Origin of the sequence: Bradyrhizobium sp. cf659 (assembly GCF_900113725.1) — a bacterium.
Classification (GTDB): domain Bacteria; phylum Pseudomonadota; class Alphaproteobacteria; order Rhizobiales; family Xanthobacteraceae; genus Bradyrhizobium.
The window spans coordinates 526,102-550,804 of record NZ_FOQJ01000003.1 but is presented as its reverse complement, the minus strand read 5'-3'; the positions used below and the strand labels follow the sequence as shown (position 1 = coordinate 550,804).

26 protein-coding genes and 1 tRNA gene are annotated in these 24,703 nt (G+C 65.8%); 12 read left to right on the top strand and 15 right to left on the bottom strand.

Annotated elements, in window-relative coordinates:
* Positions 1-19: 19 nt before the first annotated feature.
* The 4 genes from BM118_RS16640 to BM118_RS16625 are packed head-to-tail and all read right to left on the bottom strand — an operon-like array spanning position 20 to position 2,075.
* On the bottom strand, positions 20-742 hold the full coding sequence (locus BM118_RS16640) for an LrgB family protein (protein WP_092186615.1): 723 nt from the start codon (positions 740-742) through the stop codon (positions 20-22).
* Positions 739-1,122: a CidA/LrgA family protein gene (locus tag BM118_RS16635; protein ID WP_092186614.1), complete on the bottom strand. Its 384-nt coding sequence runs from the start codon at positions 1,120-1,122 to the stop codon at positions 739-741. The genes BM118_RS16640 and BM118_RS16635 overlap by 4 nt, the downstream gene beginning before the upstream one ends.
* 44 nt (positions 1,123-1,166) lie before the next feature.
* Positions 1,167-1,643 (bottom strand): PaaI family thioesterase, encoded by a 477-nt coding sequence (locus BM118_RS16630; RefSeq protein ID WP_092186613.1) that lies wholly within the window; start codon positions 1,641-1,643, stop codon positions 1,167-1,169.
* A gap of 3 nt (positions 1,644-1,646) precedes the next feature.
* Positions 1,647-2,075, bottom strand: a complete 429-nt coding sequence (locus tag BM118_RS16625) for an acyl-CoA thioesterase (RefSeq protein WP_092186612.1) — start codon at positions 2,073-2,075, stop codon at positions 1,647-1,649.
* Between the two features lie 112 nt (positions 2,076-2,187).
* On the opposite strand from BM118_RS16625, the gene BM118_RS16620 reads away from it, so the two are divergent.
* Positions 2,188-2,736 (top strand): TetR/AcrR family transcriptional regulator, encoded by a 549-nt coding sequence (locus tag BM118_RS16620; RefSeq protein WP_092186611.1) that lies wholly within the window; start codon positions 2,188-2,190, stop codon positions 2,734-2,736.
* A gap of 174 nt (positions 2,737-2,910) precedes the next feature.
* Here the strand turns inward: BM118_RS16620 and BM118_RS16615 are convergent, their stop codons facing one another.
* Positions 2,911-3,408 carry a hypothetical protein gene (locus BM118_RS16615; protein WP_092186610.1) on the bottom strand — a complete coding sequence of 166 codons (498 nt, stop codon included), beginning with the start codon at positions 3,406-3,408 and terminating at the stop codon, positions 2,911-2,913.
* A 202-nt stretch (positions 3,409-3,610) separates the two neighbouring features.
* On the opposite strand from BM118_RS16615, the gene BM118_RS16610 reads away from it, so the two are divergent.
* Both BM118_RS16610 and BM118_RS16605 read left to right on the top strand, forming a co-directional pair.
* Complete coding sequence (locus BM118_RS16610) at positions 3,611-3,883, top strand: PsiF family protein (RefSeq protein ID WP_177234376.1); 273 nt, start codon at positions 3,611-3,613, stop codon at positions 3,881-3,883.
* A 99-nt stretch (positions 3,884-3,982) separates the two neighbouring features.
* Positions 3,983-5,068 (top strand): AbrB family transcriptional regulator, encoded by a 1,086-nt coding sequence (locus BM118_RS16605; RefSeq protein ID WP_092186609.1) that lies wholly within the window; start codon positions 3,983-3,985, stop codon positions 5,066-5,068.
* A 146-nt stretch (positions 5,069-5,214) separates the two neighbouring features.
* Here BM118_RS16605 and BM118_RS16600 read toward each other — a convergent pair whose 3' ends face one another.
* Positions 5,215-5,757 (bottom strand): disulfide bond formation protein B, encoded by a 543-nt coding sequence (locus tag BM118_RS16600; protein ID WP_092186608.1) that lies wholly within the window; start codon positions 5,755-5,757, stop codon positions 5,215-5,217.
* A 156-nt stretch (positions 5,758-5,913) separates the two neighbouring features.
* On the opposite strand from BM118_RS16600, the gene BM118_RS16595 reads away from it, so the two are divergent.
* From BM118_RS16595 to BM118_RS16570, 6 genes are all read left to right on the top strand, one after another.
* Positions 5,914-5,998, top strand: a tRNA-Leu gene (locus BM118_RS16595).
* A 172-nt stretch (positions 5,999-6,170) separates the two neighbouring features.
* Complete coding sequence (locus BM118_RS16590; protein ID WP_092186607.1) at positions 6,171-6,473, top strand: hypothetical protein; 303 nt, start codon at positions 6,171-6,173, stop codon at positions 6,471-6,473.
* Positions 6,474-6,632: 159 nt separating this feature from the next.
* Entirely contained in the window at positions 6,633-6,866 is a 234-nt protein-coding gene (locus tag BM118_RS16585; protein WP_092186606.1) for a hypothetical protein, read from the top strand.
* Between the two features lie 263 nt (positions 6,867-7,129).
* Entirely contained in the window at positions 7,130-9,856 is a 2,727-nt protein-coding gene (locus BM118_RS16580) for a DUF2235 domain-containing protein (RefSeq protein WP_177234375.1), read from the top strand.
* Between the two features lie 118 nt (positions 9,857-9,974).
* Positions 9,975-10,646: a response regulator gene (locus tag BM118_RS16575; RefSeq protein ID WP_177234374.1), complete on the top strand. Its 672-nt coding sequence runs from the start codon at positions 9,975-9,977 to the stop codon at positions 10,644-10,646.
* A complete protein-coding gene (locus BM118_RS16570) occupies positions 10,643-12,568 on the top strand; it encodes a sensor histidine kinase (RefSeq protein WP_092186603.1) in 1,926 nt (641 codons plus the stop codon). Before BM118_RS16575 ends, BM118_RS16570 begins: the two co-directional genes overlap by 4 nt.
* A gap of 270 nt (positions 12,569-12,838) precedes the next feature.
* Here BM118_RS16570 and BM118_RS16565 read toward each other — a convergent pair whose 3' ends face one another.
* A complete protein-coding gene (locus BM118_RS16565) occupies positions 12,839-13,129 on the bottom strand; it encodes a hypothetical protein (protein WP_027546962.1) in 291 nt (96 codons plus the stop codon).
* 234 nt (positions 13,130-13,363) lie between these two features.
* Between BM118_RS16565 and BM118_RS16560 the strand changes: the two genes are divergently transcribed.
* Together BM118_RS16560 and BM118_RS16555 are read left to right on the top strand one after the other, a co-directional pair.
* Positions 13,364-13,588: a cysteine rich repeat-containing protein gene (locus BM118_RS16560; RefSeq protein WP_025575760.1), complete on the top strand. Its 225-nt coding sequence runs from the start codon at positions 13,364-13,366 to the stop codon at positions 13,586-13,588.
* Between the two features lie 182 nt (positions 13,589-13,770).
* On the top strand, positions 13,771-15,351 hold the full coding sequence (locus BM118_RS16555) for a GMC family oxidoreductase (RefSeq protein ID WP_092186602.1): 1,581 nt from the start codon (positions 13,771-13,773) through the stop codon (positions 15,349-15,351).
* 3 nt (positions 15,352-15,354) lie between these two features.
* Here the strand turns inward: BM118_RS16555 and BM118_RS16550 are convergent, their stop codons facing one another.
* The 4 genes from BM118_RS16550 to BM118_RS16535 all read right to left on the bottom strand — a co-directional run bounded on the left by BM118_RS16550 (position 15,355) and on the right by BM118_RS16535 (position 18,409).
* On the bottom strand, positions 15,355-16,041 hold the full coding sequence (locus BM118_RS16550; RefSeq protein WP_177234373.1) for a hypothetical protein: 687 nt from the start codon (positions 16,039-16,041) through the stop codon (positions 15,355-15,357).
* 139 nt (positions 16,042-16,180) lie between these two features.
* A complete protein-coding gene (locus BM118_RS16545; RefSeq protein ID WP_177234372.1) occupies positions 16,181-16,900 on the bottom strand; it encodes a hypothetical protein in 720 nt (239 codons plus the stop codon).
* Positions 16,901-17,037: 137 nt separating this feature from the next.
* Positions 17,038-17,286: a hypothetical protein gene (locus BM118_RS16540; RefSeq protein ID WP_092186600.1), complete on the bottom strand. Its 249-nt coding sequence runs from the start codon at positions 17,284-17,286 to the stop codon at positions 17,038-17,040.
* Positions 17,287-17,443: 157 nt separating this feature from the next.
* Entirely contained in the window at positions 17,444-18,409 is a 966-nt protein-coding gene (locus tag BM118_RS16535; protein WP_177234371.1) for an NAD(P)H-dependent flavin oxidoreductase, read from the bottom strand.
* 108 nt (positions 18,410-18,517) lie between these two features.
* On the opposite strand from BM118_RS16535, the gene BM118_RS16530 reads away from it, so the two are divergent.
* Positions 18,518-20,080, top strand: coding sequence for an AMP-binding protein (locus tag BM118_RS16530; RefSeq protein WP_092186598.1), 1,563 nt, complete (start codon positions 18,518-18,520; stop codon positions 20,078-20,080).
* Positions 20,081-20,501: 421 nt separating this feature from the next.
* Here BM118_RS16530 and BM118_RS16525 read toward each other — a convergent pair whose 3' ends face one another.
* From BM118_RS16525 to BM118_RS16510, 4 genes are all read right to left on the bottom strand, one after another.
* Positions 20,502-21,275 carry a thioesterase family protein gene (locus BM118_RS16525; protein WP_092186597.1) on the bottom strand — a complete coding sequence of 258 codons (774 nt, stop codon included), beginning with the start codon at positions 21,273-21,275 and terminating at the stop codon, positions 20,502-20,504.
* A gap of 233 nt (positions 21,276-21,508) precedes the next feature.
* On the bottom strand, positions 21,509-22,477 hold the full coding sequence (locus BM118_RS16520; RefSeq protein WP_092186596.1) for an NAD(P)H-dependent flavin oxidoreductase: 969 nt from the start codon (positions 22,475-22,477) through the stop codon (positions 21,509-21,511).
* A gap of 256 nt (positions 22,478-22,733) precedes the next feature.
* Entirely contained in the window at positions 22,734-24,134 is a 1,401-nt protein-coding gene (locus tag BM118_RS16515) for an aspartate ammonia-lyase (RefSeq protein ID WP_092186595.1), read from the bottom strand.
* 36 nt (positions 24,135-24,170) lie between these two features.
* The gene (locus BM118_RS16510; RefSeq protein WP_092186594.1) at positions 24,171-24,701 is read right to left on the bottom strand and encodes a hypothetical protein; all 531 of its coding nucleotides are present in this window, start codon (positions 24,699-24,701) and stop codon (positions 24,171-24,173) included.
* Positions 24,702-24,703: the final 2 nt, after the last annotated feature.

Here is a 24,703-nt window from a genome sequence, read left to right as displayed (position 1 = left end):
GAGTGTCGCAGCGGCGATGTCATCGCACCAGCAGCGTGACCGCCAGCGGGACCAGGAACGAGGTCACCAAAGCGTTCAGGCTCATGGCGATGCCGGAAAAGACGCCGGCGATCTCGTCGACCTGGAACGCGCGCGCGGTGCCGATGCCGTGCGCGGCGAGGCCGGCGGCAAATCCGCGCGCGCGGAAATCCGTGACGCCGGTGTGGTTCATCAGCGGCGTCACGATGATCGCGCCCATGATGCCGGTGAGGATCACCGCGACCGCCGCCAGCGAAGGATCGGCGTGCAGGGATTCGGCGATGCCCATGGCAACGCCGGCCGTGACCGATTTCGGCGCCAGCGACAGCACGACGTCGCGCGGCAGCCCGGCGAGCTCGGCCAGCAGCACGACCGACACCACCGCCGTGACCGAGCCGGCCACGAGCGCCACCAGCATCGGCACGATGGACGACACCACGCGCTTGCGGTTCTCGTAGAGCGGCACGGCGAGCGCGACGGTGGCGGGCCCCAGCAGGAAGTGCACGAACTGCGCACCGGCAAAATAGGTGGTGTAGGAGGTGCCGGTGACGAGCAGGAACGCACCGATGATCCACGTCGCATGCAGCACGGGATTGGCGAGCGGATGACGCCGGCTCGCCAGCGACACCGCATCCGTGCTCGCATAGACCAGCAGGGTCACGGTCAGCCACAGCAGCGGCGACTGCGAGAGATAGACCCAGAGCGAGAACGGGTTGTCCTTCATCGCACGTCCTGTTGCTTCAGGAGGCGGCTGACGAGGCGGAAGGTCAGCACCGTCGCGAGCAACGTCACCACCACCGAGAGCGCGAGCACGAGGATGATGGCGATGCCGTGGGATGCGAGCAAATCGAGCTTCTGCACCACGCCGACGCCGGCCGGCACGAACAGCAGCGACAGATGTGCGAGTAGACCCTTGCTTGCCGTCTCCACACCGTCATTGCGCAGCGGCCCGCGCGCGAGCAGCGAAAAACGGTCGCGGGAAAGCAGCAGGATCAAGAGCAGCAGCAGGCCGAGCACAGGTCCCGGCAATGGCAGGCCGAGACCGCGCACGACCACCTCGCCGATCAACTGGCAGAGCAGAATGAGACCGAGACTCGCGAGCATGACCGTCGCATCAAGGAATGCGCCGGCAGGCTTGTCAATCGCCGCTATGCACCGGGCGCACGCACTTCGGGCGAGACCGCAACGCGGGGCAGCATCGCCATCAGCGTCCCGGTCATGGTGGCGATCAGCGTGGTCTTGCCCTCGTGCTCGGCAAAGGCCCTGGCCTCGCAGAAGGTCAGCGTACGGCCGGGCTTGACCACCTCGGCCTTGAAGACGAAGCGCGCGCCGCGGGCGGGCGCGAGAAGCGTGGTCTTGAACTCGACGGTCAGGATATCGGCCTTGTGCGGCATCAGGGTGAAGGCGGCAACGCCGCAGGCATTGTCGAGCCCGGCCGTGATGATGCCGGCATGGACAAATCCGTTCTGCTGCGTGAATTTAGCCGAGTGCAGCATCGCCAGCTCGACCTCGCCCGGCGCAAGGCGGACGATCGTGATGCCAAGCGTGCGCATCGCCGGCTGACCGTCGAACATGGCAATGGCCGCGGCGCGATAGCCCGGGTTCTTCGGCTCGAACGCGGTCATGGCTCAAGCCTCGGCCGGTTCGGCAAGATGCCTCAAAGCGGCGGCGCGGACGGCGTCGGTGAACGGCGCGGACTTTCGCAGCTCACGATCCATGTGCACGCCGGTGATCTCGCAGAACGCGGCAATCTCGCCGGTCTCGGCGTTCGTCATGTCGTGCCGGAAGCGGATCGACCTGTCGCGAACCTCGAGCAGGTGGCTGCGGATCTCAACGATGTCGCCGGCCAGCAGCTCGCGCTTGTAGGTGATGTTCTGCTGTACGGCGGCCATGCCGCGACCGGAGCTGCGCAAATAGCTCGGCGTCAGCCCAAGGCGGGCGAACAGATTCCAGTTGGCCTCGTCGAATTTGCCGACATACCACATGATGTTCATGTGGCCGACATGATCGCATTGCCACGGATAGACCGTGCCGCGATAGGTTGCCTCCTGCTCCATCGCAATTTCTCCCTGCGCTTTTCCCGCCTCTTGATTGTTGATACGGTAGCGTATCAGGGCCTTGCCGCGTTAGCAATACGGCACCGTATCAAGAACCGGATGGGCTTTCTTCATGAGCGACGGCAAGGGCGATGTCTGGGTCGAGGCAGGATTTACCGAGCTCGCCCGCTCGGGGGTCGAGGGGGTGCGGGTCGAGGTGCTCGCCAAGAACCTCGGCGTCACCAAGGGCGGCTTCTACCGCCGCTTCGCCGACCGCGCCGCGTTGCTCGAGGCCATGCTGGAGCGCTGGCGCGAGGGGCGCGCGGCGGCGATCGCGCAGCAAACGAGCCTCGACGGGCAGGCGCCCCGCGAACGGCTGAGGGCGGTGATCCAGCTCTATTCCGAGCGGCTCAACCCGGAAGGCATGGCGATCGAGCTCGCAATCCGGCAATGGGCCCGTTCGGACGAGAACGCCGCGACGGCGGTGGCGAGCGTGGATGCGGCGCGGCTCAAGCACGTCGCCGAGCTCTATCGCGCGACCGGCCTCGAGGCCGAGGAGGCCGAGGCGCAGGCCTTCCTGTTCTACTGCTTCATCTTCGGCCAGAGCCTGCTGTTCGTCGAGCGCGGCCCGCGCAAGCGCTCGCAGCTCGTGGCGAAATCGGCCGAGAAGCTGCTGGCCTAAAGCGCGATGCGATCAGGACGAATCGCCATCGCGCTTTAGATCATTGTTTGAGCGTGATCTCCGCGCAAACGCGTTCCGCGTTTGTCGCGAGGGAAAACCGCGACCGCATTTTTCCGGATCATGCTTCAGGCGAAATGGCCGGAGCCTTGCTCCGGCCACCGCGTCAAGTCGAGCTCAGGCGGCGCCCTTCAGCTTCTTGTTGCATTCGCTGTAATAGCCGCCGCCTTTCTCGATCCACTTCATGCCGCCATTGCCGTTGGTGGTCTTGTTGGCGTTGTACTGGTCGACGCAGGTGTGCAGGCGGGCCTTGCCAGCAGTTTCCTTGGCGTATTTCGGATCGATCGCGTTCGGATAGATCGCGGGACCGGCCGGCAATGTCGGCGCCGGAGCGGCAGCGGGGGCTGCCTCCTTCTTCGCCTGCTTCGGCTCTGCCGGAGCGGCGGGCGCAGCCGGAGCAGCCGCGGTCGGCGCAGCGGCAGGCGTCGCGTCGGCGCCGCACTGGGCCTTGCGGAAGTCATTCCACTTCATGGTGCCGAGCGAGCCGTCCTTCTTGGCCGCCTGATATTTCGCGCTGCACTCCTGCGAGGTCAGCGCCTGCGCCGGTGCGGTGGCCACCAATGCCGCAACACCCGATGCCACAATCGCACACAACAATTTTGTCTGAATGGTCATCCCTTTGGTCTCCTCCTTGGTCTTCCCCGACGGAAGTGAAACGAGGATTGCTATCCTAGCGTGCCAGTCGCTTGCGACAAGGATACGATGGCTTTCGCCGCCAAAATATAGTGATCCCGTCGCTCGGCTCATTCATGTCGCGTTCAGCAACGCGAGCCGACGTTCCAGCCCTTCGCCATTTTCCCAGGAAGAGTGCAACACCATGACCCTCGCCTCCCGCCTCGCCGCCGTCGCCCTCGCCTCCCTGCTCGCCACCGGCACCGCCTTCGCGCAGACCGCCGCGCCGGCAGCCAAGACCGACACCGCTGCCACCGCCGACAAGAAGGCGCCGAAGGAGCGCTCGGCCGAGTCGCTGGAATGCTCCAAGCAGGCGGATGCCAAGGGCCTGCATGGCAAGGAGCGCAAGAAATTCCGCTCCGAGTGCATCAAGAGCGCGAAGGCCGGCACCGCCGCCCCGGCCGCCGACAAGAAGTAAGTCCGTCATAATCCTCCACGAGCCCCGGCGAGAGGCGCACGCATTGCGGCATGACGAGCCTGCAATTGTGCGCCCCCCGCTGATTTGCCATAAGGCGGCGTGAAGCAAATCACCGCCTCCCTGCCGTTCGAATGGCCGAGCCGTGCCAAGATCTTGAGCACGGTGGAGACACTCGTCATCGGCACTGCCGGCGGCCTCGTGTTTCTCGTCGCCAATCTCCCCGGTGGGCTGATCTCGGGCTCGATGATCGCGGTCGGCATCGCCGCGATCGCCGGCCGGCAGCTGACGCTGCCGCCGATCCTGACCCAGACCGTGCTGGTGCTGCTCGGCATCTCGCTGGGCTCGGTTGTCTCGCGCCACCTGATCCAGCAGGTCAGCGCCTATCCTTTGACCATCGGCCTGCTCGCACTCGCGACCTTCTGCTCGACCTTCGGCTCGAGCTATTACCTCCAGCGCGTTCATGGCTGGGATCGCACCTCGGCCTTTCTTGCCGGCAGCCCCGGCGCGCTGTCGCAGATCACGATTTTGGCGGTCGAGCGCGGCGCCGACCTGCCGGGCATCGCGGTGGTGCAGACCATGCGCGTCATCATCCTCACCGCCGCGCTGCCGATGGTGCTGGCGCTTGCGGGCGTGTCGTCTTCTGCTGCGCCGTCCCTGACGACGGCCATTGCCTCGCCGCTCGACCTCGTGGAGCTGATTGCGGCCTCGCTGGCCGCGGCGCTCGTCCTGCGGCTGATCAAGTTTCCGGCGAGCTGGATGTTCGGCGCGATGATCGCCTCCAGCGTGCTGCATGGTGCCGGCTGGGTCGAGGGCGGCCTGCCGAACTGGGTGCGCGGCGTGGCGCTGATCGGCATCGGCGCCCTGATCGGCAGCCGTTTCGCGCGGATGCGGATCAAGACCCTCGCCGGCCACATCAACGCGGCGCTGGGGTCGTTTACCGTGGCCATCGCCGTCTCCGCGATCTTCGTCGGCATCGTCGCCCTCACCACGCAGGTGAAGTTCTCGGACGTCGTCGTCGCCTTCGCGCCGGGCGCGATGGACGCCATGCTGGCCTTGGCCCTGACGCTGCACATCGACCCGATCTTCGTCGGCGCCCATCATCTGTCGCGCTTCGTGTTCGTGACGATCGCGACGCCCGGCATCGTGCACCTGTTCGGCCGCACGCAGGACGACGTGGACGATTGACGAGGTGCAGCCGCCGTAAACTCTCGAAGGGTGGGCAAAGCTGCCGTAGGGTGGGCAAAGCGAAGCGTGCCCACCAGCGACTGGTGCGGGTCGATGAACGATGGGCACGGCGCGCGAAGAGCGCGCCTTTGCCCACCCTACGGTAGTTACGTCCGCTTCGCCGTCCGCACAAATCCCCACGCCGCGATGGCGGCTATCAGCAGCGAGATCAGCACGTTGTAGCCGGCGAGCGAAAGGCCGAGGAAGCGCCACTGCACCTCGTCGCAACGCACCACCTTCACGGTGTCGAGCTTCGACAGGAGATCGGCGGCATTGCCGAGATTGACGACGGGGCCGGAGCAGTCGGTCGGTCCCTTCCAAAAACCCCATTCGACGCCGGAGTGGTAGGTGCCGAGCCCGGCATTGGCGAGCGTCGCGAGCGCCAGAATCGCAAGCCCCGCGAGCAGCAATGGCCGCGGCGCGCCGCTCCTCGCCGCAAGCGCGGTGAGCGCGCCGAGCGGGATCGCGAGGTAGTAGGCGTAACGCTGCTCCAGGCAGAGCGGACAGGGCAGGATCTCCAGCACGAGCTGGAAGAACCAGGCGCCCGCGATCGTGGCTGCCGCAATCAGCGTGACGAGAAGCGAGGCGGTCAGCGCGGGGCCCGCGGCCGTCGGCTTGAACGCAGGTATTGCGGCACTGTGGGTCGTCACGGCAGCCTCGTCCGGTGGGTCGCTTTCCTTAGCCTCTAGCCCCGGCCCAAGCGGCTGTCGAGAACGGCCGGGATCACTTTGGCGCGGGTTGACCCTGCCCCGTCCATGGCTATAGTCCGCCCGCTTCGCGACGCCCGCACTGGGGGCCGACCGAGGGCCCCTGTGGCGGAACTGGTAGACGCGCTCGACTCAAAATCGAGTTCCGCAAGGAGTGCTGGTTCGATTCCGGCCAGGGGCACCACGCTTCGCCCTTCGGGCTTCGCGTGGCGCAGCCATGCGAGACCGAAGGGTGAAGCGTGTCCGGCGAAGCCTCTTGGCGAAGACGGACTGGATCAACGTAGCTCAATCTCTTCTCATCCTCCCGACCCTGCTTTATAAACCGGTAGCTTCTTCCGTCATTCGAAGAGGCTCACATGAACGACCTGCACACGTGGCTTTCGCAGCAGCACCACGGTTTGCGCACCTTCCGGACATTTCAGCAGAAGCTCGAGACGCTCGGCCGGGACGATCCCGCCCAGCGCGGCCTGTGCCGCCTGTTGAGCGGTCTCGTCGGCAGCTATGTCGAGGCCTTTGACGAGGCCCCGCTGCCGGTCGAGCTCGCCGACGGCGCCTATCACCGTCTGCTGGCGCTGGTTGCAAGCATCGACCTGAACGCCGACGCCGACCGGCGGCTCGCCGACATCAACCGGGTTGCGGAGAGCCGGCTCTGGCAGTGACGCGAAAGTGCCGCGTGCAATCGACGTCGGCCTCCCCGACGCTCTGTGCCGGCAGCAGGCCGCGTGCGTGCCGGTACGAACGACCGTCGAGGCGTTCGACTTCGCCAGGTCAATACCTATATCCTGCAGCAGCGCATGGTGTTGCAGCGAGCAGCTTTGATGGCCAGGAGACGCACGACGGAAGCCGACGCCGACGACCTCCCCCGCTATTTCGTCTGGGTCCGGGGCCTCGAAGGCCCCGAGCCGCAGAAATGGACCGCGATGGATTTCGGCATCGGTGACTGGAAGCGGCCGCTCGTGCTGGCCTATCTGGAGTTGCCGGAAGGCGAGCGGCGCCTGCCATTGTCGGCGCTGGCGCGGCGCTACCCGCCGCCGCGGGTGGAGACATTGTAGGTTTGCAGGGTGGTTCGGCGAAGCCGTAACCCCCACTTCCCTGTCCGCTAGCCGTCCGGAACGCCGGCCAGCACAACCGATTGCTTTTCGCGACCGTCATTCCGCGGCGTCCGACCGCAGCGAGACTGCACGTTCCAGCTTGCTACCTCAGCGGGATTGTGTGCAGAATACACCTTATTTTCTGACGCAATCATTGATTGAATCCGAGGAGTGCTGCGCGGCCCGGGCCTGAAGCGCTCCTCGTGAAATTGCCGGAGAAGCCCATGCCACATCATGATGGCGAGCGGAACGCTGATATTGCCGGATCGGAACACCCACTTAGCGATATGAATGCCGGCGGGACGGCCGGCTCCGCCTCCTCCAAACGCAAGCTGGTGCTGTTCGCCGACGGCACGGGCAACGCGTTCACCACCCAGGAATCCAGCGTCTGGCGTCTCTACGAGGCGCTCGACCACACCCAGCCGGACCAGATCACCCACTACATCAAGGGCGTGGGCACCGCCGGCTGGGCACCACTCGCAGCGCTCGACGGCGCCACCGGCATCGGCGTGCCCAGCAACGTCCGCAAGCTCTACCGCTTCCTGTGCTGGAACTGGCGCCCTGGCGACGAGATCTACATCTTCGGCTTCAGCCGCGGCGCCTTCACCGCGCGTACGCTGGCGTCCATGATCGCGAGCCAGGGCCTCGTGCCGGCGGAGATCGAAGGCACGCCGGTGTCGCATGAGGAGATGGAGCGCAACGCCATGGCCGCGTGGCGGGAATACCGCCGCGACACCGTGCCATTGAAGAAGAGCTTGCCGACGATCTGGATCGCGCGCTTCATCCGCGATCTCCTGCTCTATCTCTATCATACGATCTGCGGGCACCGTTCCTACGCCGATGTCCGGGCGGCGATGAACGGTCGCAAGGACGTCGACATCGAATTCATGGGACTGTTCGACACGGTCGAGGCCTTCGGCGTCCCGATCGAGGAGCTGCGCGTCGCGATCGACTGGGCGATCTGGCCGATCTCGTTTCGCAATCACCGGCCCTCGCGCAAGGTGAAGCACATCTGTCATGCGCTGGCGCTGGACGACGAGCGCACCACCTTCCATCCGCTGCGGATCGACCAGAGCCACCTGGCGGCCGACCAGACGGTCAAGGAGGTGTGGTTCACGGGCGTGCATTCCGACATCGGCGGCGGCTATCCGGATTCCACGCTGTCCTTCGTGCCGCTGGTCTGGATGACCGATCAGCTCGACGGCAGGCTCCGTTTCCAGGACGGCGAGATCGAGCACTTCAGGGAATACCAATCGGCGATCGGACCGAAGCACGATTCGCGCAGCGGCGCCGCCGTGCTCTACCGTTACGGACCACGCCCGGTCCTCGCCGGTGAAGTCAATGGCGGGCTGCCGGTGGTGCACTTCGCCGTCATCGAACGCATGCTGTTCGGCTGCGACGACTACGCGCCGATCATGCTGCCGGCGGACGCGCTGGCGCTGATGCCGGACGGCAGCAAGCTGAACCTCGTCGAGGACAGTACCCGCGAGGAGATGAAGCAGGCTTATCTCGCGAAAGCCAAGGGCCCGCGGCGCGAGAAGGAGGCCGAGGACTTCACCCACATGAACACGCCCAGCGCCGAAATGGCCAGGCTCACGCGCGACACCGTGTGGTGGCGGCGCGTCGCCTATTTCTCGCTGCTGGTCATGGTCGGCGTGATCGCGATCTGGCCGTGGATCGCCCGCAGCCTGATCGGGGTGTCGAAGGACAACGGCCTGCAAGGCACGGTGGTGCTGCACATCATCGCCACCATCGACTGGCTCGTTGGCGCCGTGCTGGGTCCGCTCGCCAATCTCGTCAGGAACGTCCTGCCATCCTATGCGGCGCCGTGGCTCGACATCACGCTGTATTACCCGTTCGCCACCTCGATCGTCCTGGCCATCACGTACCTGATCTGGCGCAGGAGCACGGTGCTGCGCGACACCATCCAGGAACGCGCGCGGCTGGCCTGGAGCAGGCCACGTCGCATGGCAAGCCAGCGGCATGTCGACGAGCCCGGCATGCTGCTCCGCTTCGCCCGATGGATGCGGCTGAATGCGGGGCCGGCCCGCTGGATTTTCGCCAGGTTCGTGCTGCCCGGCGCCTTCCTGCTCATCATCTTCTATTCCGCACTGCTGATTGGAGCGACCAGCATCTTCACGGCGCGCGTTGCGACCGGCAATATCTGCACGACGTCCGGGCCGGAGGCCGGAACGCCGGTGCCCGACGAGCCGATCGATGCGCGCGGCCGTTTCGCGACAAAGGAGTTTTGCTGGTGGAGCGGCCTCGCGGTCGAGAAGGGCCGCAAATACCGCGTCTGGGTTGAGATCGAGGATCCCTGGTTCGACCGCACCATCATGAGCGGCACAAACGGCTTCACGACCTATTTCACGCCTCACTACCTCGCCCTGCCGACACTCCGTCAGTTCGGCGCCGCCTGGTTCCAGCCCGTGGTACGCGTCGGCACGAAGGGAATGAGCGACATTCCGCTGCAGGCCGTCAACGTCATGCCGGCCGACGAATTGCCGCGCCGGATGAATCCGACCATTCCGTTCGAGGACGATGCGGACAAGCGCAAGGGCAGGTATCCGACCCAGCTCGACAAGACGAAGGAGTTCGAGGCACTTCCCGACAACAATCCGCTCAAGCTCGCTGTCGGCAAGCTCGGACCTTTCGAGCCGGTGCCGAAGGATCCCACGGCGCGCACGATCTGGGAGAACCAGAAACTGTCGGGACGGCTGGTGGCGGAATTCGTCGCGCCCGACGCCGGCGATCTGTTCTTCTACGTCAACGACGCCGTGCAGATTTACCCACCACTGCTGCCGGCACCGTTGCGGCCGGCGAAGCTCGACGCGGTCCAGGGGCCCTATGAGCAGTTCTACAAGAACAATGCCGGCACCGCGCGTATCGTCGTGCAGCGACTGCCGAGCCCGCCCATGCCGACGGATAAACCGGCCGCGACGAAGCAGTAGGTCCCCGCGTCCCGGACGCCGCCTCATCGCCGCCCCCATGATTATGGGTGTCGCGACGTCCGCGCCGCGGTTAAGCTGACCTCGCGCCGCGGGGGACACGCGGTGCGGGACGATGGACATGAGCGAACAGGGCGAGACGGGTGAAGCCATCACCATCCTCCTCGTCGAGGATGACGCGCCGACCTGCTGGCGGCTCCAGGATGCGCTGGTCAAGGCCGGCTACGAGGTGCGCAGCGCCGGCACGCTGGGAGAGGCCCGCTCAGCGCTGGGCGAGGCGGCACCGCGCGTGCTGCTCACCGATCTCAGGCTTCCCGACGGCCACGGCGTGGAGCTGATCCGCGAGGTCCGGCAGCGCTTTCCCGATACCGAGATCATGGTGATCTCGGCGCTCGGCGACGAGGAGAGCGTGATCTCCGCGATCACGGTCGGCGCCACCGGCTACCTCCTCAAGGACGCCTTCCCAACCGATATCGCCACCACCGTGCGCGATCTGGTCGCCGGCCATTCGCCGATCTCGGCCTCGATCGCCCGCTTCATCGTGCGGCGAACGCAAAATTCGGCGGAGCCGCCGCCGGGCCCCGCACTCAACACCGCAAGGCTGACCCCGCGCGAGATCGACATCCTCTGGGGCATCGCCAAGGGTTTCAGCTATGCCGAGATCGCGAGCCATCTCGGCCTGTCCAGGCAGACCGTGCCCGGGCACATCAAGAACATCTATCGCAAGCTCGAGGTCCACACGCGCAGCGAAGCGGTGTTCGAGGCGGTGCAGCAGGGCCTGATCAAGCTGTGAGCGAAATCGCGGCGAAGGCACCGGTCAAACCCGCACGGCGCCGGCTGCTGGCCGCGCGCCTCGTGCCTTACCTGCTGCTCCAGGCGTTGATCGTGATCGCCACCATCCTCGGGCTGCGGCTGCTCCAGCCGAGCGACCCCGATGATTTTGCCTTGAGCGGATTTTCGCTGCGGGAGGACGGCACGAGCCGTCCCGTGACGCTGCCGCATTTCACCTCGTCGCGTTACTCGCTCCAGGACCCGCCGCTCTATTCGGGCACCTTCGTCTTCAAGCCCGATGCGGAAAACACGGCCTGGTCGGTCTTTCTGCCACGCTTCAGCAATGGCGTGGAGGTCGCGGTCAACGGCGTCGCGATCCTGGACTCCAGGCGCGATCCCACCGCCAACCGGCCCGACCGCAACACGCCGGAGATCACAGTGATCCCGTCATCGCTGCTGCGCGACGGCAGCAACGACATCACCGTGCGGCTGTTGGTGTGGGGTCCGCTGCGAGGCTTCCTCGACACCGTCTATGTCGGACCGGACGAAAGCCTGCGGGGAGCTTACGAGACGCGCACGCTGCTGTTCGTGACGCTGCCCGTGGTGTTCTCGGCCTGGCAATCGTTGCTGGCGGTGATCCTCGCCATCATGTGGCTGATGCGACGCCACGAGCCGGTCTATGGCGTACTGGCGGCGGGAATGCTGGTCGGCGCGATGCAGGCCTTCGCGCCGGCGCCGCTACCGCCCGCGCCCTATCCACGGCTGGCCGCCATCCTGCTGGCGTCCGCGCCGATCGAGAGCGCGCTGGTCGTGACGTTCGCAGTGCTGTTCTTCGGCTGGCGCTGGCCGCGCTACGGGCTGCTGTTGTTCGTGCCGGGGCTCGTCATCCTGCTGGTCGGGCTCTTTGCGGGCCAGCCGATCCCGCGCATCACCTTCCTGTTCCTCGGCGTGCCGACCGTGGGCGTGTGCCTGATGCTGCTCGTCGTCATCCTGACGTGGGCGGTGATCAGGCGGCAGGACGCGGCGAGCTTTACCTTCGGCTGCGCCGTGACCATCGTGCTGACCTGCTGGTTTCACGACATGCTCTCGGCGTTCGAGTTCGTGCGGGACGATCGCACCTTCGTCACGCGGCTGTCCTATTCGGCGATGCTGGTCGCGATCGGCGCCGGGCTGACCTGGCGCTTCGCCCGCGCGCTGAACCAGGTCGACAGCTTCGCCGGCCAGCTCGTGACACGCGTGCGCGAGGCCGAGGAGCGGCTGAAGGCAAGCTTTGCCCGCGAGGAGGCGCGCGCCCGTGCCGCCGCGCTCGCCAACGAGCGCACGCGGCTGATGCGCGACCTGCATGACGGCCTCGGCGGCCAGCTCATCAGCATCGTCGCGCTGTCCGAGCGCGGCCATGAGGGCGCGACGATCACGGACGCCGCCCGCGCGGCACTGAAGGATCTCCGTCTCGTCATCGACTCCATGGACGACATCGGCGGCGACCTCATGCTCGCGCTCGGCTCCTGGCGCGAGCGCGCGGCGATGCAATTGCGGCCGCACGAGATCGCGCTCGACTGGCGCGTGGCGACGCCGCAGGGCCTGCCGCTGCATCCCGAGTTGAGGCCATGGCACGTGATCCAGATCGTGCGCATCCTCGACGAGGCCGTGACCAATGCGGTCAAGCACGCGCACGCCGGCAATATCGCGGTCACCATCGAGACGCTTGACGCGAACCAGGGGCCGTACGGCGTGATCAGCGTGACCGACGACGGCCGTGGTTTTGCGCTGGCCGGCGATTGCGCAGCCGCGGGCACGAGCCAGACCGCACGGGGCCTGCGCAACATGAGAAGCCGCGCGGCGCGCTGCGGCGCGGTGCTCGATCTGAGCTCGGATGCCTCGGGCACGCGGGTACGGCTGCAATTGCCGCAGATCTTTCCCGACAGCGACGCCGCTGCCGGCTGAAAAGCCCCCTCCCCGAACGTGTGGGACGCGCGGAGAGAGGGAACGGGCCGGATGTTTTTCATGCGGAGGACGGGGGGGGTTCGTCCGCAAGTCATCCCTTCGCCCGAAGTCTTTCCTCTCCCTCTCCCCGCTTGCGGGGAGAGGGTCGGGGTGAGGGGGCGTCTCCGCAAGGACGGCGACAGTTGGACGCGTGGAGAGTCCCCCTCACCCGAATTCGAGCTACGCTCGAATTCGACCTCTCCCCGCAAGCGGAGCGAGGTGAAGAAAAGCTCAGCGGATGCCGACGCGATTGACCGGACCGCCGCGATTCATCGGCGTCCCGGCACGTACGCCGACACCGGGCGCACCGACGCCGGGCGTCGCGACCGCAGCCGCCGCGACCGGGGCTCCCGGCGCGACCACCACCGCCGCCGTCGGCCGCACCACGCAGCCCTTGGGCACGCCGACCGTCTTGCAATAGACCACCGCCTGCGCCGGGCTCGTGCCCAGCGACACCATCGCAGCACCCGCCAGCGCCATGATCGTCAGCCCGGCGCTCAGCGCTCCCGCTCTTTTCGACATCTTGCTCTCCTGCTTCCCGTTCGGCGTCCCGGTGCAATCACCGGGTTTCGCAGCCGACGTGCAGTCTGAATGGCAAAAGACGGCGCACGGATACATGCCATGAAGATGGGGGTACCGAGGCCAGAAGCGCGAGCCGATGCCATGAACATGGCATGGACCGGCACCAAGCCTTCGCGAGATGGTCCGCCCGCTTGATCCCAAACGGGACCACCGACAATCCCAAAGAGGTGCTTTATGAAGATTTCGGTTCTTGCCGCGCTGCTGCTCGCCGCCACCGCCCTGCCCGCCGCGGCACAATCCGGTCCGACGCTGCAGGAGCAGATGGCCTGCCGCGGCGACGCCAGCAAATTCTGCGCCGAACATGTCGGCAAGCCGCCGCAGATGAACGCCTGCCTGCGCGAGAACAAGTCGAAGCTTTCGGACGGCTGCCGCAAGGTCGTGGAGTCGCACGGGGGGTGAGCTAGCGGTCATTCCGGGGCGCTCCAACGGAGCGAACTCGGAATCCATCTCGCCACGTTCTCTGCGGATAAATGGATTCCGGGCCTGCCTGCTGCGCACGCATCCCGGAATGACGAGGCGCGTCCAGAGCACAAATCTTGCAAGCACTCCGCAGCGGAAGTTTCTGCGCGGAGTGCCCTTCAATGTACGACACGATCATCATAGGCGCCGGTTCGGCCGGCTGCGTGCTGGCCAACCGGCTGTCGGCCGATCCACATCGCAAGGTATTGGTGCTGGAGGCAGGCCGGGCGGCGCCGCTCGCGTCCGACATTCCGTCGGACTGGCCGACGATGTTCAACACGGCGGTCGATTGGAGCTACTATACCGAGCCGCAGGCGGGCTGCCGCGGCCGGCGCATCTTCTGGCCGCGCGGCAAGATGGTCGGCGGCTCCGGCGCAATCAATGCGATGATCTATATCCGCGGCCTGCCCTCCGATTACGACGGCTGGGAGAAGGCGGGATGCGCAGGCTGGGCGTGGCGCGACGTGCTGCCGAAATTCATCGCCTTCGAGAACAATGCGCGCTTCACCGACGACCGGTTGCACGGCACAAGCGGGCCGCTGTACGTCGCCGACGTTCCCCATGTCGACCCGAATGAATTGAAATGGCTGGAGGCGGCGCAGGCCGCAGGGCTTCCGCACAATCCCGATTTCAACGGCGCCACCCAGGAAGGCGCTGGCTTCTTCCAGTTCGTCATCAGGGACGGTGAACGTTTCGGCACCGGCAAGGCCTATCTGCGCCCGGCGCTGACGCGCGCCAATCTCACGCTGAAGACAAGCGTGCGCGTGACCCGCATCATCATCGAGCGTTCCCGCGCGATCGGCGTCGAATATCTCGAGAACGGGCAGCCGAAGAGCGCCTTCGCGACCAGCGAGGTGGTGCTCGCCTCCGGCGCCATCGGCTCGGCGCAACAACTCCTGCTGTCGGGCGTAGGTCCTGCCGACGAATTGAAGGCGGCCGGCGTGGACGTCGTGCACGAGCTGGCAGGCGTCGGCAGAGATCTCCAGGACCATATCAACATTCCCATCACCTTCTATACGAAGGAGAAGATCGGCGTCGGCGCCTGGACGGAGGAAAATCTGGCCGCGAGCCTTGCCGAGTGGGAAACCAGCCGCAGCGGTCCGCGCACCTCGCCCTGGGTCGCCGCCGGCGCGCATGTGCGTAGCCGCCCCGATGTCGAGCCCGACCTCCAGCTCTACGGCGCGATCAGCCCGCACCGCGACTATGTCCGCTTCCTGTCGTCCAGGCCGGGCATCACCCTGCATGCGACGTTGCAGCGGCCGAACAGCCGCGGCCGGATCACGCTGCGCTCGGCCGATCCGATCGAACATCCCGCGATCGACCCCTGCTATTTCGCGTCGGATGCGAGCGGCAGCGACATCGCGACCATGATCGAAGGCGTGCGCATCAACCGCCGCATCGCCACGCAATCGCCGCTGAAGGAGATGATCGAGGGCGAGATCACGCCGAGCGCGGAAGCCGCGAGCGATGCCGAGATCGCCGACTATATCCGCGGCCATTGCACCACGCTCTATCACGCCGCCTCGACCTGCCGGATGGGCACGGACGATCTCGCCGTCGTCGATCCGCAGCGGTTGCAGGTGCGCGGCATTGACGGCTTGCATATCGCCGATGCCTCGGTGATCCCGATCATGGTCTCCGGCAACATCCAGACGCCGACGATCCTGATTGCCGAGAGCGCAGCGGCCGCGATCCTGGGTTAGGCGCTAGTCGTCGTCGGGGCCAAACAGCCTGATCTGCGGGAAGCCGCTGCGCGGCCGGCCCGCGTAGTCGCGTGCATGTGAGTCTTCGCGAATGTTGCGGGCCACGTCGTCCCAATCGGTCCGGTCGCGCATGCCGCGTGGATCGCGGGAGTCATAGCGGTGACGCTCGGACCAACGCTCGCGGCGATCCATCCGGCGCCGTTCGGACGCGGCGCGCTTCACGTCAGAATCCCTCGCCTTGGCATAGGCGTTGTCAGGTGACGGGGGCGGCTCTGTCGAAGCCTGCTGCTCGACGGGCTTTGCAGCTTGCGATGGCGGTGCCGGCTTCGGCGGCTCGACTGCGGCCGCTTGCGATGGCTGCGGCGCAGGCGGTTCGGCGTTCGCCCGAGCGGCCTGCGTGTCGTCGGGCTTTGTCTCAGGCTTCGCGTCGTCCCGCGCCTGCGCGGGCGCGTCGATCGTGGTGCCGAAGGCTTGCGAGCCGGTGAGATATTGCACGCGCTCCGACGGCGCATTGCTCTGGGCCGGCGCGGTCGCGGCTTCGGCGCGCTGCGCCATCTTGCTGTTATCCGGCCCCTGCTTGGGCGCGACCGGATTCATGATGTTGCCGGCGACGATGCCGCCCCCGAGACCAATGGCGATGGCCGCGACGATGGTTCCGGCACCGACGAAATAGGCTGTCGAGGCGCGCATTGGTCCACTCCCTCTTTTGGAGCGGGCAACGCCTGGAGATTGCCGGATGTTCCTGATATCGGCGGTTCCCCAAAGTGCGATGGCTCGCCATCGCGCCTTAGCTCATTGTTTGAGCATGACCCTTTCGGGAAACCGCGCGTCAGATCTGCTGCGCGACCTTCTCCAGCCCAATGATGCGGGCGAGCTTGCGCACTTCCTCTTTCTGGTCGTCACGCAGCTGGAACAGGAGCGGCATCGCGGCCGACTTCAACTGCTGGACCTCGTCGCAATTCGGATCGATCTGCGCACCGGGCGGCGCGTTCGGATTCGACAGCTTGTTCGCCTGGATCCTGCGGACGACGTTGCGCAGCGCAGTCTCGACCGAAGGCCAGTAATATTCCTGCGACGACGACAGCTTCAGACGATCCTTGATGCCCGAGATCTGAACGTCGGAGAGCAGCGAATAGGACTTCTGCGGCTGCGGCTTGGCGACGACTTTCGGCTTGGCCGGCACTTCGACAGCAGGAACTTCCGCCGCGGGCGCCTCGTTCACGTTCGCCGATGAACCTGTCTTGGGCATCTGAAAATCGGACGGAGTGGCGGCGGCAAAGGCCTGGCGCAGCGGCTCGGTCAAAACCGGCGCCTGCGCAAGCCTGTCGGCGGGCACCTGGACCGGCTCGAACGCGGCCGAGGCCAGCGCCAGGGTCGGAACCAGACGGTCGGCCTTGGCGGCGCGGTTGGTCGCGAGCGGCTTCGGTGGAACCTGGGTGATCATCTCGGCGCTGACGCTGGGCACGCTGTCGCGTCCGAGAATGGCGGTGGTGGCGGCGCCGAGGACGAGAAAACAGGTCAGAACAACGATGGTGATGGCTTTGGACAAACGTCTCTCCGGGGGGAGGGGCCGGTTCACGATGTTGTCAACGGTGCCCGGGAAAAAGGAACGAATTAAGGCTTGAGTGTGCCTTTGAGGCGACAATCACCATGCCTGTGGCGACACGGCTAAAAAGCCGAGTAAAATCAGGCCGCTAGCGCCAGATCGTAGGCATCCTGGATGTCCGCCACGATCTCGGAGGCCTCCCACACCGCGCGCGGTTCGACCGATTGCAGCGTCACCGTCCAGTTGCCGCCCCGGCGGGTGCGGGGGACGCTGACGATATCGAAGCGCACGTTGCGGCACAGAGGGTGGCGGGCCAGCGCATGGGCCACGCGGACGCGGATTTCGTCCAGCGAAGCCGCCGTCTTGGAGTTGAGAAAATCGAAGTCCATCGCCTGTCCCTCTCGGTCCTGCCTGGCGGCCTTGAGGGGGATTCTTGGCGGGCGATGGTTAATCTGCCGTTAAGTGAGGGGGATGGAGCTATGCAGGATTAACTGTGACGGGGGCTGGAAGTCTCCGCATCGTCATGGCCGGGCATGACGAAGCCACCTACCGCCCACCCGCCGCGCGATATTCCGCGACCGTCCGCGCAACGAGATCGCCGACGGCGAGCACATCGGTCACGCCGGACGTCGAGTGCCCGCCGCTCCAGATATCGCGCCAGCGTTTTGGCCGGTTCTCCCGCGCGGTAACGTCGATGTCCTTGGCGATGTCGATCGCTCCACGCGCCGGCAGGTCGTCGGGATCAAGCCCAGCGGCCACGATCGACGGCTTCAGCATGCTGGTCTGAAGTCCCGTGAACGCGGTGGTCAACAGGATGTCGTCGGCGCAGCTCTCGACCAGCATCCGTTTGTAACGATCATCCGCCATGCTCTCGCGCGTCGCGATGAACTTCGTGCCCATATAGCCGAGATCGCAGCCGAGCACTTCCGCGGCATGCAGCGCGCGGCCATCGCTGATGCCACCCGCGAGCACGATGATGCCGTCGTAGAATGCGCGCACCGCGCGGACGAAGGCGAACGGATTGAGCCAGCCGGTCTGCCCGCCCGCGCCGGCAGTGAGCAGCACGAGCCCATCGGCACCTGCTTCCGCCGCACGTTCGGCGTGGCGGATCGAGGCGACATCCGCCAGCACCAGCGCACCGGCGTCATGCAGCGGCTTCAACACCGGCGCAGGCGAGCCGACCGAGGTGATGACGATCTCCGGCCTGTGTCGCAGCAGCACGGCGAGGTCCTGCTCCAGCCGCGCATTGGAGCGGTGCACGATCAGGTTTGGACAGAGCGGCGCGGCCTTGCGGCCGGCGTGATCTTCATGCTGCCGCAGCCGCGCGTCGATGTCGGTGAGCCATTCGTCGAATTGTTCCGTGCTACGGCAATTCGCGCTCGGAAAGCTGCCGATCACGCCGTTGCCGCAGGCCGCGACCATGAGCTCGACGCCCGACACCAGAAACATCGGCGCGGCGATCAGCGGCAGAGCGAGGCGATCGCGGAAACGTTGCAGTCGATCTGACGTCACGCATGCCTCCCTCGCGCGGGCTTTGCCGTTCCATCCCGCATTCCCTGTGCTAGCGTTACAGCCAACATTGGCACGCCAGAAGCCGATGACAAAGCAACGAGGAAACATATGTCCGATCCGCTCCACGCATCGCCACCGACTTGTGCGCAGACGCTGCAGGCGCTGGCGCGCTATCCGAGCCGAGCCGCTTTCGCCTGGCCCGGCGGATCGCTGAGCTATCGGGGCACCATCGACCTGATCGGACGCATCCAGGGCGTGTTCATGCGGCTTGGATTGCAGCCCGGCGCACGCGTCGCCTTCCTCACCGCGAACCGCGCCGACACCTGGTGCGCGGGTGTCGCGGCGCAATTATCGAGGCTTTGCATCACCTGGCTGCATCCACTGGGATCACGCGGAGACCAGCTGTTCCAGCTCGAGGATTCCGAGGCCGAGGTGCTGGTGGTCGATGCGGCCGCATTCCGCGATCGCGGCGGCGAGCTTGCCGCGAGTGCGAGCCGCCTCAAGGCGGTCTTCACCATGGGACCGGCCGACTATGGCGTCGATCTGTTGCAGGCGATCGAGATCGAAGGCCATGCCAGCGCGCATTGCTTCGCCGGCCCTGACGATCTCTCCACGCTGAACTATACCGGCGGCACGACCGGCAAATCCAAGGGCGCGCTGCGCTACCATCGCGAAAATGCCGGGGCCGCCGCCGCGATCCTCGCCGACTTCGAAATCCCGGAAGGTGCGCGCTATCTCACGGTCGCCCCGATCAGCCATGTCGCCGGCACCAAAGTGCTGCCGACCCTGATGCGCGGCGGCACCGTGCACATGCTGAAGGGTTTCGATCCCGAGGCCGTGCTGGCGACGATCGCGCGCGAGCGCATCAACTTCACGCTGTTCGTTCCGACCATGATCTACGTGCTGCTCGACCATCCCGCGCTGAGCAGGACCGACCTCTCCTCGCTCGAGCTCGTGCTCTACGGCGCCTCCGCGATGTCGCCGAGCCGGCTGATCGAGGGCATCGAACGGATCGGGCCGGTGTTCTCGCAGCTCTACGGCCAGACCGAATGCTATCCGATCTCGGTGCTGCGCAAGAAGGACCATGATCCCAGGACGCCGGAGTTGTTCCTGTCCTGCGGCTTCCCGATCGCGGCCTGCGAGGTCAGGATCCTCGACGACAACGACCAGGAGGTGAAGACGGGCGAGGCCGGCGAGATCTGCGTGCGCGCCCCGCATGTCATGGCGGAATACTGGAAGCGGCCTGACGTCACGGCCGAGACGCTGAAGAACGGCTGGGTCCACACCGGCGACATCGCGCGCAAGGACGAGCGCGGCTACATGTTCATCCTCGACCGCAAGAAGGACATGATCGTCTCCGGCGGCTTCAACATCTTTCCGCGCGAGGTCGAGGACGTGCTGTCTCAGCACGCAGATGTCGCGATGGTCGCGGTCGTCGGCATCCCTGACGAGAAATGGGGCGAAGCCGTCACCGCCATCGTCGTGCCGCGCGAAGGCGCAAAGCCCGACCCGGACGAGCTGATCAATTTCGTGAAGACGCGAAAGGGGTCGGCGCATGCGCCAAAGCAGATCCAGTTCGTCAAGCAATTGCCGATGACCGGCGTCGGCAAGGTCGACAAGAAGGTGCTGCGCGCGGGATTTTGGAGCGGGCGGGACCGGATGGTGGGGTAGTCATCTCGATCTGCAACTTGTGGCAGGCAGCGCCGTACAGGCTCCCGCGCCCGACCCCGGGATTTTACGGTGTCGCTGTGACCGGCGAACAACAGCGCGCAAGGGACTTTGCAGGCACGCCGTCCGCGCGATTGCGGGCGAATCAACGAATCAACTAGACCGCTGATGGGGCTGGGAAGCGGAGTATCAAATGAGAGTCGCTTCCTTGGAAAGTGCGGTGGCCGCGATCACGTTGATCACAGCCATTATTGTCCTGCTGTGGGAGATCAAGATCGTCTACGGCAGTTGAACTGGCAGGACGCTGGCGTCGAACAGAGACCTCCGGACAAGAAGAGGCTCGCGACCAGGGCATCCCTTCCGCGGCGGCGGAAGTCTGCCGTTCAATCGGCTCAAGGAGCGATCACGGCGCTTGCCGTCACGCTCACCGCTTCTCGATCACCAGGCTCTGCACCGCGCGGCCGAAATAGCCCTGCCGGTCCGCCAGCCGTGACATCGCGAGCCCCGCGCCGTCGGGGCCGATCCAGGAGTCGCCATCCAGCAAAATCCACTCGCCGACCGGCTGGCGCGCAAAGCTCACGGTGAGATCGGCGTTGATGTAGGTCCAGGCGCGGAAGTCGAGCGTCGAGGCGGTGCCGTTGGAAAAGTCGGCGGCGACCATTGCGCGCATGGCCTGCGAGATCGCTTCGCCCTCGATCAGAGGATGGTCGACGCGAAACCAGATCGCGCCGGCACCGGCCTGGCCGAAGCGGCCGCGCGCGGCGCGCATCGAGACCGAGCGCACGAACGGACTGGTCGCGGCATGACCGTCCTCGACCAGTGAATCCTCCGGCGACGGCAAGGTGACCGGCAGCTCCTTGACGTCGTCCGGCAGCGCCAGCGCCTGCGTCTTGATCTTGAGCACCGTGGCGCCCACGACCTGCACGCCGTCGGCGAGCAGCTTGATTTCGCAGAGCTGAATCTTGCGGCCCTCGCGCAAAATCTCGGTCTCGATCGTGAGCGGCGCCACCGGCACCGGGCGCATCAGATCGATGGTGACGCGCGCGATCGCCATCGGCACCGGTGTCGGGATGCGTTCGGCCGCCCACGTCACCAGCGACGCCGGCGCCGAGCCGTGCTGCATGCGCCGGTCCCACGGGCCGGCGGCGTCAGGGCTGGTGACGACGCTGTTGCCGTCGACGCGGTAGATCGGGGGCATGGTGCAGATCTCTGTTGGCTGAAGCGTTCCAATGTCGTCCTGGCGAAAGCCAGGACCCATTACCACAGGGAGAAGTTGTAGCGCGTAACTCTCAACTCCAAGTCTTCGCCAAACTACTCCCTGTGGTTATGGGTCCTGGATCTGCGCTCCGCTCCAGACAACGCTACGCGTTGTCGGAGCTGCGCTTGTCCAGGACGACGGAGGAAAGATACGCGTGCTGCAATCGCCGCCGATCACAACGGCGGATCGATCGCCTCGTCGTATTCCTTCTTGAAGCGCGCGATCAGGTCGGCGGCGGGGACGATGCCGTCGATGCTGCCGATGCCCTGGCCCGAGCCCCAGATCTCCTTCCACGCTTTCGGTTTGGCGCGCTCGCCGGAGGCGTCGGTGCCGAAATTCATCTTGGACGGATCGGACGTCGGCAGGTTCTCCGGATCCATGCCGGCGGCGAGGATCGAGGGCTTCAGGTAATTGCCGTGCACGCCGGTGAAGAGGTTGGAATAGACGATGTCGTCGGCTGTCGCGCCCGCGATCATCTCCTTGTACTTGTCGACCGCATTGGCTTCCTTGGTCGCGATGAAGGCTGAACCGATATAGGCGAAATCGGCGCCGAGGATGCGCGCGGCGCGGATCGCCTTGCCGTTGCCGATCGCGCCCGACAGCGCGATCGGGCCGTCGAACCACTTGCGCGTTTCGGCGACGAAGGCGAGCGGCGAGATGGTGCCGGCGTGGCCGCCGGCGCCGGCCGCGACCAGGATCAGGCCGTCGGCGCCCTTCTCGATCGCCTTGTGCGCGAATTTCTGGTTAATCACGTCGTGGAAGATGATGCCGCCCCAACCGTGCACGGCCTGGTTCAGCTCCTCGCGCGCGCCGAGCGAGGAGATGATCACCGGCACCTTGTACTTGGCGCAGAGCTGCATGTCGTGATCGAGCCGGTTGTTCGACTTGTGCACGATCTGGTTGACCGCGAACGGCGCCGACGGCCTGTCGGGATGCGCGCGGTCATAGGCCGCGAGCTCTTCGGTGATCCGCGCCAGCCATTCGTCGAGCAGCTCGGGCGGGCGCGCGTTCAGCGCCGGAAACGAGCCGACCACACCCGCCTTGCACTGCGCGATCACGAGATCGGGCACCGAGATGATGAAGAGCGGCGAGCCGATCACGGGGATCGACAGGCGCCCTTTGAACAAGGCAGGCATGGACATCGCGAAACGATCCTCTATTGGCGGTCAAATCGAAGTTGGGAGCCATACCAACAAGGCAATCTTTCCACTGTCAAGTATTGCGTTTTGGCGCCGTGGCGGATGCCGTTACCGCAATTCCAAACCGCGGAATTCCTTCCTCTTCCGTCATTCCGGGGCGCGCCGATAGGCGCGAGCCCGGAATCCATCGGACCTCAGCACGCGTGGCGAAATGGATTCCGGGTTCGCGCTTCGCGCGCCCCGGAATGACGACGTGAAATCACCCCATCAAATCCGGATTGATCAGCCGCTCGAACGAGAACATCTCGTCCCACTTCTCCTGCGTCAGCAGCTTGCGCTCGATCACCACGATCTGGTGCAGCGACTTGCCGCTCTTGTAGCCCTCGCGCGCGATCTCGGCGCATTGCTTGTAGCCGAGCAGCGGTTTCAGCACGGTGACAATGCCGAGCGAGTTCAGCACCATGTTGCGGGTGTGCTCCTCGTTGGCGGTGATGCCGACGATGCAGTTCTCGCGCAGGCTGTTGACCGCGCGCTCCATGGTGCGGATCGAGAAGAACAGCGCGAACGAGATCACCGGCTCCATCACGTTGAGCTGGAGCTGGCCGGCGGAAGCGGCGAGCGTCACCGTGGTGTCGAGCCCGATGACGAGGAAGCTGGTCTGGTTGACGACCTCGGGGATCACGGGATTGACCTTGCCCGGCATGATCGAGGAGCCCGGCTGGAGCTGCGGCAGGTTGATCTCGTTGAAGCCGGCGCGCGGGCCCGAAGCCAGCAAGCGGATGTCGTTGCAGATCTTGGTGAGCTTGCTCGCGGTGCGCTTGAGCACGCCGGAGAGCTGCACATAGGCACCGGTGTCCGAGGTCGCCTCGACTAGGTCGCCGGCGAGAATGAAGTCGACGCCGGTCAGCGCGCTCAGATGCCGAACCGCGAGCTTGGGATAACCGTGCGCCGCGGTGACGGAGGTGCCGATCGCGGTTGCGCCGAGATTGATCTCGCGCAGCAGCGCCCGTGCCTCGGAGATACGTTCGACCTCCTCGCCCATGGTGGTGCCCCAGCCGCGGAATTCGGCGCCGAGCGACATCGGCACGGCGTCCTGAAGATGCGTACGGCCCATCTTCAGCACGCGATCGAACTCCCGTCCCTTGGCGAAGAACGCCTCCTGGAGCTGGCGCAGCGCCGTCATGTAGCTCTCGAGCCGCAGGATCAGCGCCAGCCGAAAGGCGGTCGGATAGGTGTCGTTGGTCGACTGGCCGTAGTTCACATGATCGTTCGGGCTGACGTGCTGGTAGTCGCCCTTCTTGAAGCCCAGGGATTCCAGCGCGAGATTGGCGATCACCTCGTTGGCGTTCATGTTGGTCGAGGTGCCGGCGCCGCCCTGGATGAAGTCGGTGACGAACTGATCCATCATGTCGCCGGCGATCACGCGATCGCAGCCGGTAATGATCGCATCGGCCACCTTGGCGTCGATCGCGCCGAGATCGCGATTGGCCATCGCCGCGGCCTTCTTCACGTAACCCAGCGCCTTCACGAAATAAGGCTCCTGGTTCATCGGAATGCCGGTGATGTGGAAGTTCTCCTTCCCGCGGATGGTCTGGACGCCGTAGTAGATATCGTCGGCGATCTCACGCTGTCCGAGGAAATCCTGCTCCGTACGGCTCATGGGCGCTCCTTGTTGCTCGCGCGCGGCGTCGTCACGTCAGTTCTGGCATAGCGCGCTGGTCACGAAAGTATCGGTGCGGCAGTCGTCCGGTTTGCGTTGCCTGCCCGGGATGAGAACCTTGGCCGAGCATTTCTCGGCGGAGTCGGCGTTGAGGCTCTTGCCTTCCCTGTAGCCCCTGCCCTGGCAGAGCTGGTCGGCGGCCTGCTTGCAGTCCGGCGCGCCGTTCGACGAGACCGGACAGGCCACACGCCCCGAGACCATGGTCGAGGGTTTGGCCAGCCGCGACAGGTCATCCATGGTCTCGCTCGGGCTTTTGATCGGCGGCAGGATCGAGGGCAGCTTGTCGAACAGCTTGCCCATTTCGTTGATCAGCCCGGGATTTTCCTCGCGCGCCGGCGGGGCAGGCGTTGACGGCGGCGGCGCAGCCTGCGGTCCCTGCTCCTGGAGGCCGAGCGACGGCGGCGCGGATTGCGGCCATCCAGTCCCGCCGGCACCCAGCAGGAGCAGCAGCACTGATGAAGTCAGCGTCCCGAGCCGCACGGCCGGATTGCCGGATCGAAGCATCATGA

What these genes read in the sequence shown, in the direction of transcription:
- BM118_RS16565 (WP_027546962.1), bottom strand. Translation starts at nt 13,129, where the DNA reads ATGTCGAAAAGAGCGGGAGCGCTGAGCGCCGGGCTGACGATCATGGCG.
- BM118_RS16620 (WP_092186611.1), top strand. Translation starts at nt 2,188, where the DNA reads ATGAGCGACGGCAAGGGCGATGTCTGGGTCGAGGCAGGATTTACCGAG.
- BM118_RS16515 (WP_092186595.1), bottom strand. Translation starts at nt 24,134, where the DNA reads ATGAGCCGTACGGAGCAGGATTTCCTCGGACAGCGTGAGATCGCCGAC.
- BM118_RS16550 (WP_177234373.1), bottom strand. Translation starts at nt 16,041, where the DNA reads ATGCGCGCCTCGACAGCCTATTTCGTCGGTGCCGGAACCATCGTCGCG.
- BM118_RS16540 (WP_092186600.1), bottom strand. Translation starts at nt 17,286, where the DNA reads ATGGACTTCGATTTTCTCAACTCCAAGACGGCGGCTTCGCTGGACGAA.
- BM118_RS16525 (WP_092186597.1), bottom strand. Translation starts at nt 21,275, where the DNA reads ATGCCCCCGATCTACCGCGTCGACGGCAACAGCGTCGTCACCAGCCCT.
- BM118_RS16590 (WP_092186607.1), top strand. Translation starts at nt 6,171, where the DNA reads ATGAACGACCTGCACACGTGGCTTTCGCAGCAGCACCACGGTTTGCGC.
- BM118_RS16560 (WP_025575760.1), top strand. Translation starts at nt 13,364, where the DNA reads ATGAAGATTTCGGTTCTTGCCGCGCTGCTGCTCGCCGCCACCGCCCTG.
- BM118_RS16615 (WP_092186610.1), bottom strand. Translation starts at nt 3,408, where the DNA reads ATGACCATTCAGACAAAATTGTTGTGTGCGATTGTGGCATCGGGTGTT.
- BM118_RS16520 (WP_092186596.1), bottom strand. Translation starts at nt 22,477, where the DNA reads ATGTCCATGCCTGCCTTGTTCAAAGGGCGCCTGTCGATCCCCGTGATC.
- BM118_RS16640 (WP_092186615.1), bottom strand. Translation starts at nt 742, where the DNA reads ATGAAGGACAACCCGTTCTCGCTCTGGGTCTATCTCTCGCAGTCGCCG.
- BM118_RS16625 (WP_092186612.1), bottom strand. Translation starts at nt 2,075, where the DNA reads ATGGAGCAGGAGGCAACCTATCGCGGCACGGTCTATCCGTGGCAATGC.
- BM118_RS16530 (WP_092186598.1), top strand. Translation starts at nt 18,518, where the DNA reads ATGTCCGATCCGCTCCACGCATCGCCACCGACTTGTGCGCAGACGCTG.
- BM118_RS16585 (WP_092186606.1), top strand. Translation starts at nt 6,633, where the DNA reads ATGGCCAGGAGACGCACGACGGAAGCCGACGCCGACGACCTCCCCCGC.
- BM118_RS16630 (WP_092186613.1), bottom strand. Translation starts at nt 1,643, where the DNA reads ATGACCGCGTTCGAGCCGAAGAACCCGGGCTATCGCGCCGCGGCCATT.
- BM118_RS16580 (WP_177234375.1), top strand. Translation starts at nt 7,130, where the DNA reads ATGCCACATCATGATGGCGAGCGGAACGCTGATATTGCCGGATCGGAA.
- BM118_RS16635 (WP_092186614.1), bottom strand. Translation starts at nt 1,122, where the DNA reads ATGCTCGCGAGTCTCGGTCTCATTCTGCTCTGCCAGTTGATCGGCGAG.
- BM118_RS16610 (WP_177234376.1), top strand. Translation starts at nt 3,611, where the DNA reads ATGACCCTCGCCTCCCGCCTCGCCGCCGTCGCCCTCGCCTCCCTGCTC.
- BM118_RS16510 (WP_092186594.1), bottom strand. Translation starts at nt 24,701, where the DNA reads ATGATGCTTCGATCCGGCAATCCGGCCGTGCGGCTCGGGACGCTGACT.
- BM118_RS16555 (WP_092186602.1), top strand. Translation starts at nt 13,771, where the DNA reads ATGTACGACACGATCATCATAGGCGCCGGTTCGGCCGGCTGCGTGCTG.
- BM118_RS16575 (WP_177234374.1), top strand. Translation starts at nt 9,975, where the DNA reads ATGAGCGAACAGGGCGAGACGGGTGAAGCCATCACCATCCTCCTCGTC.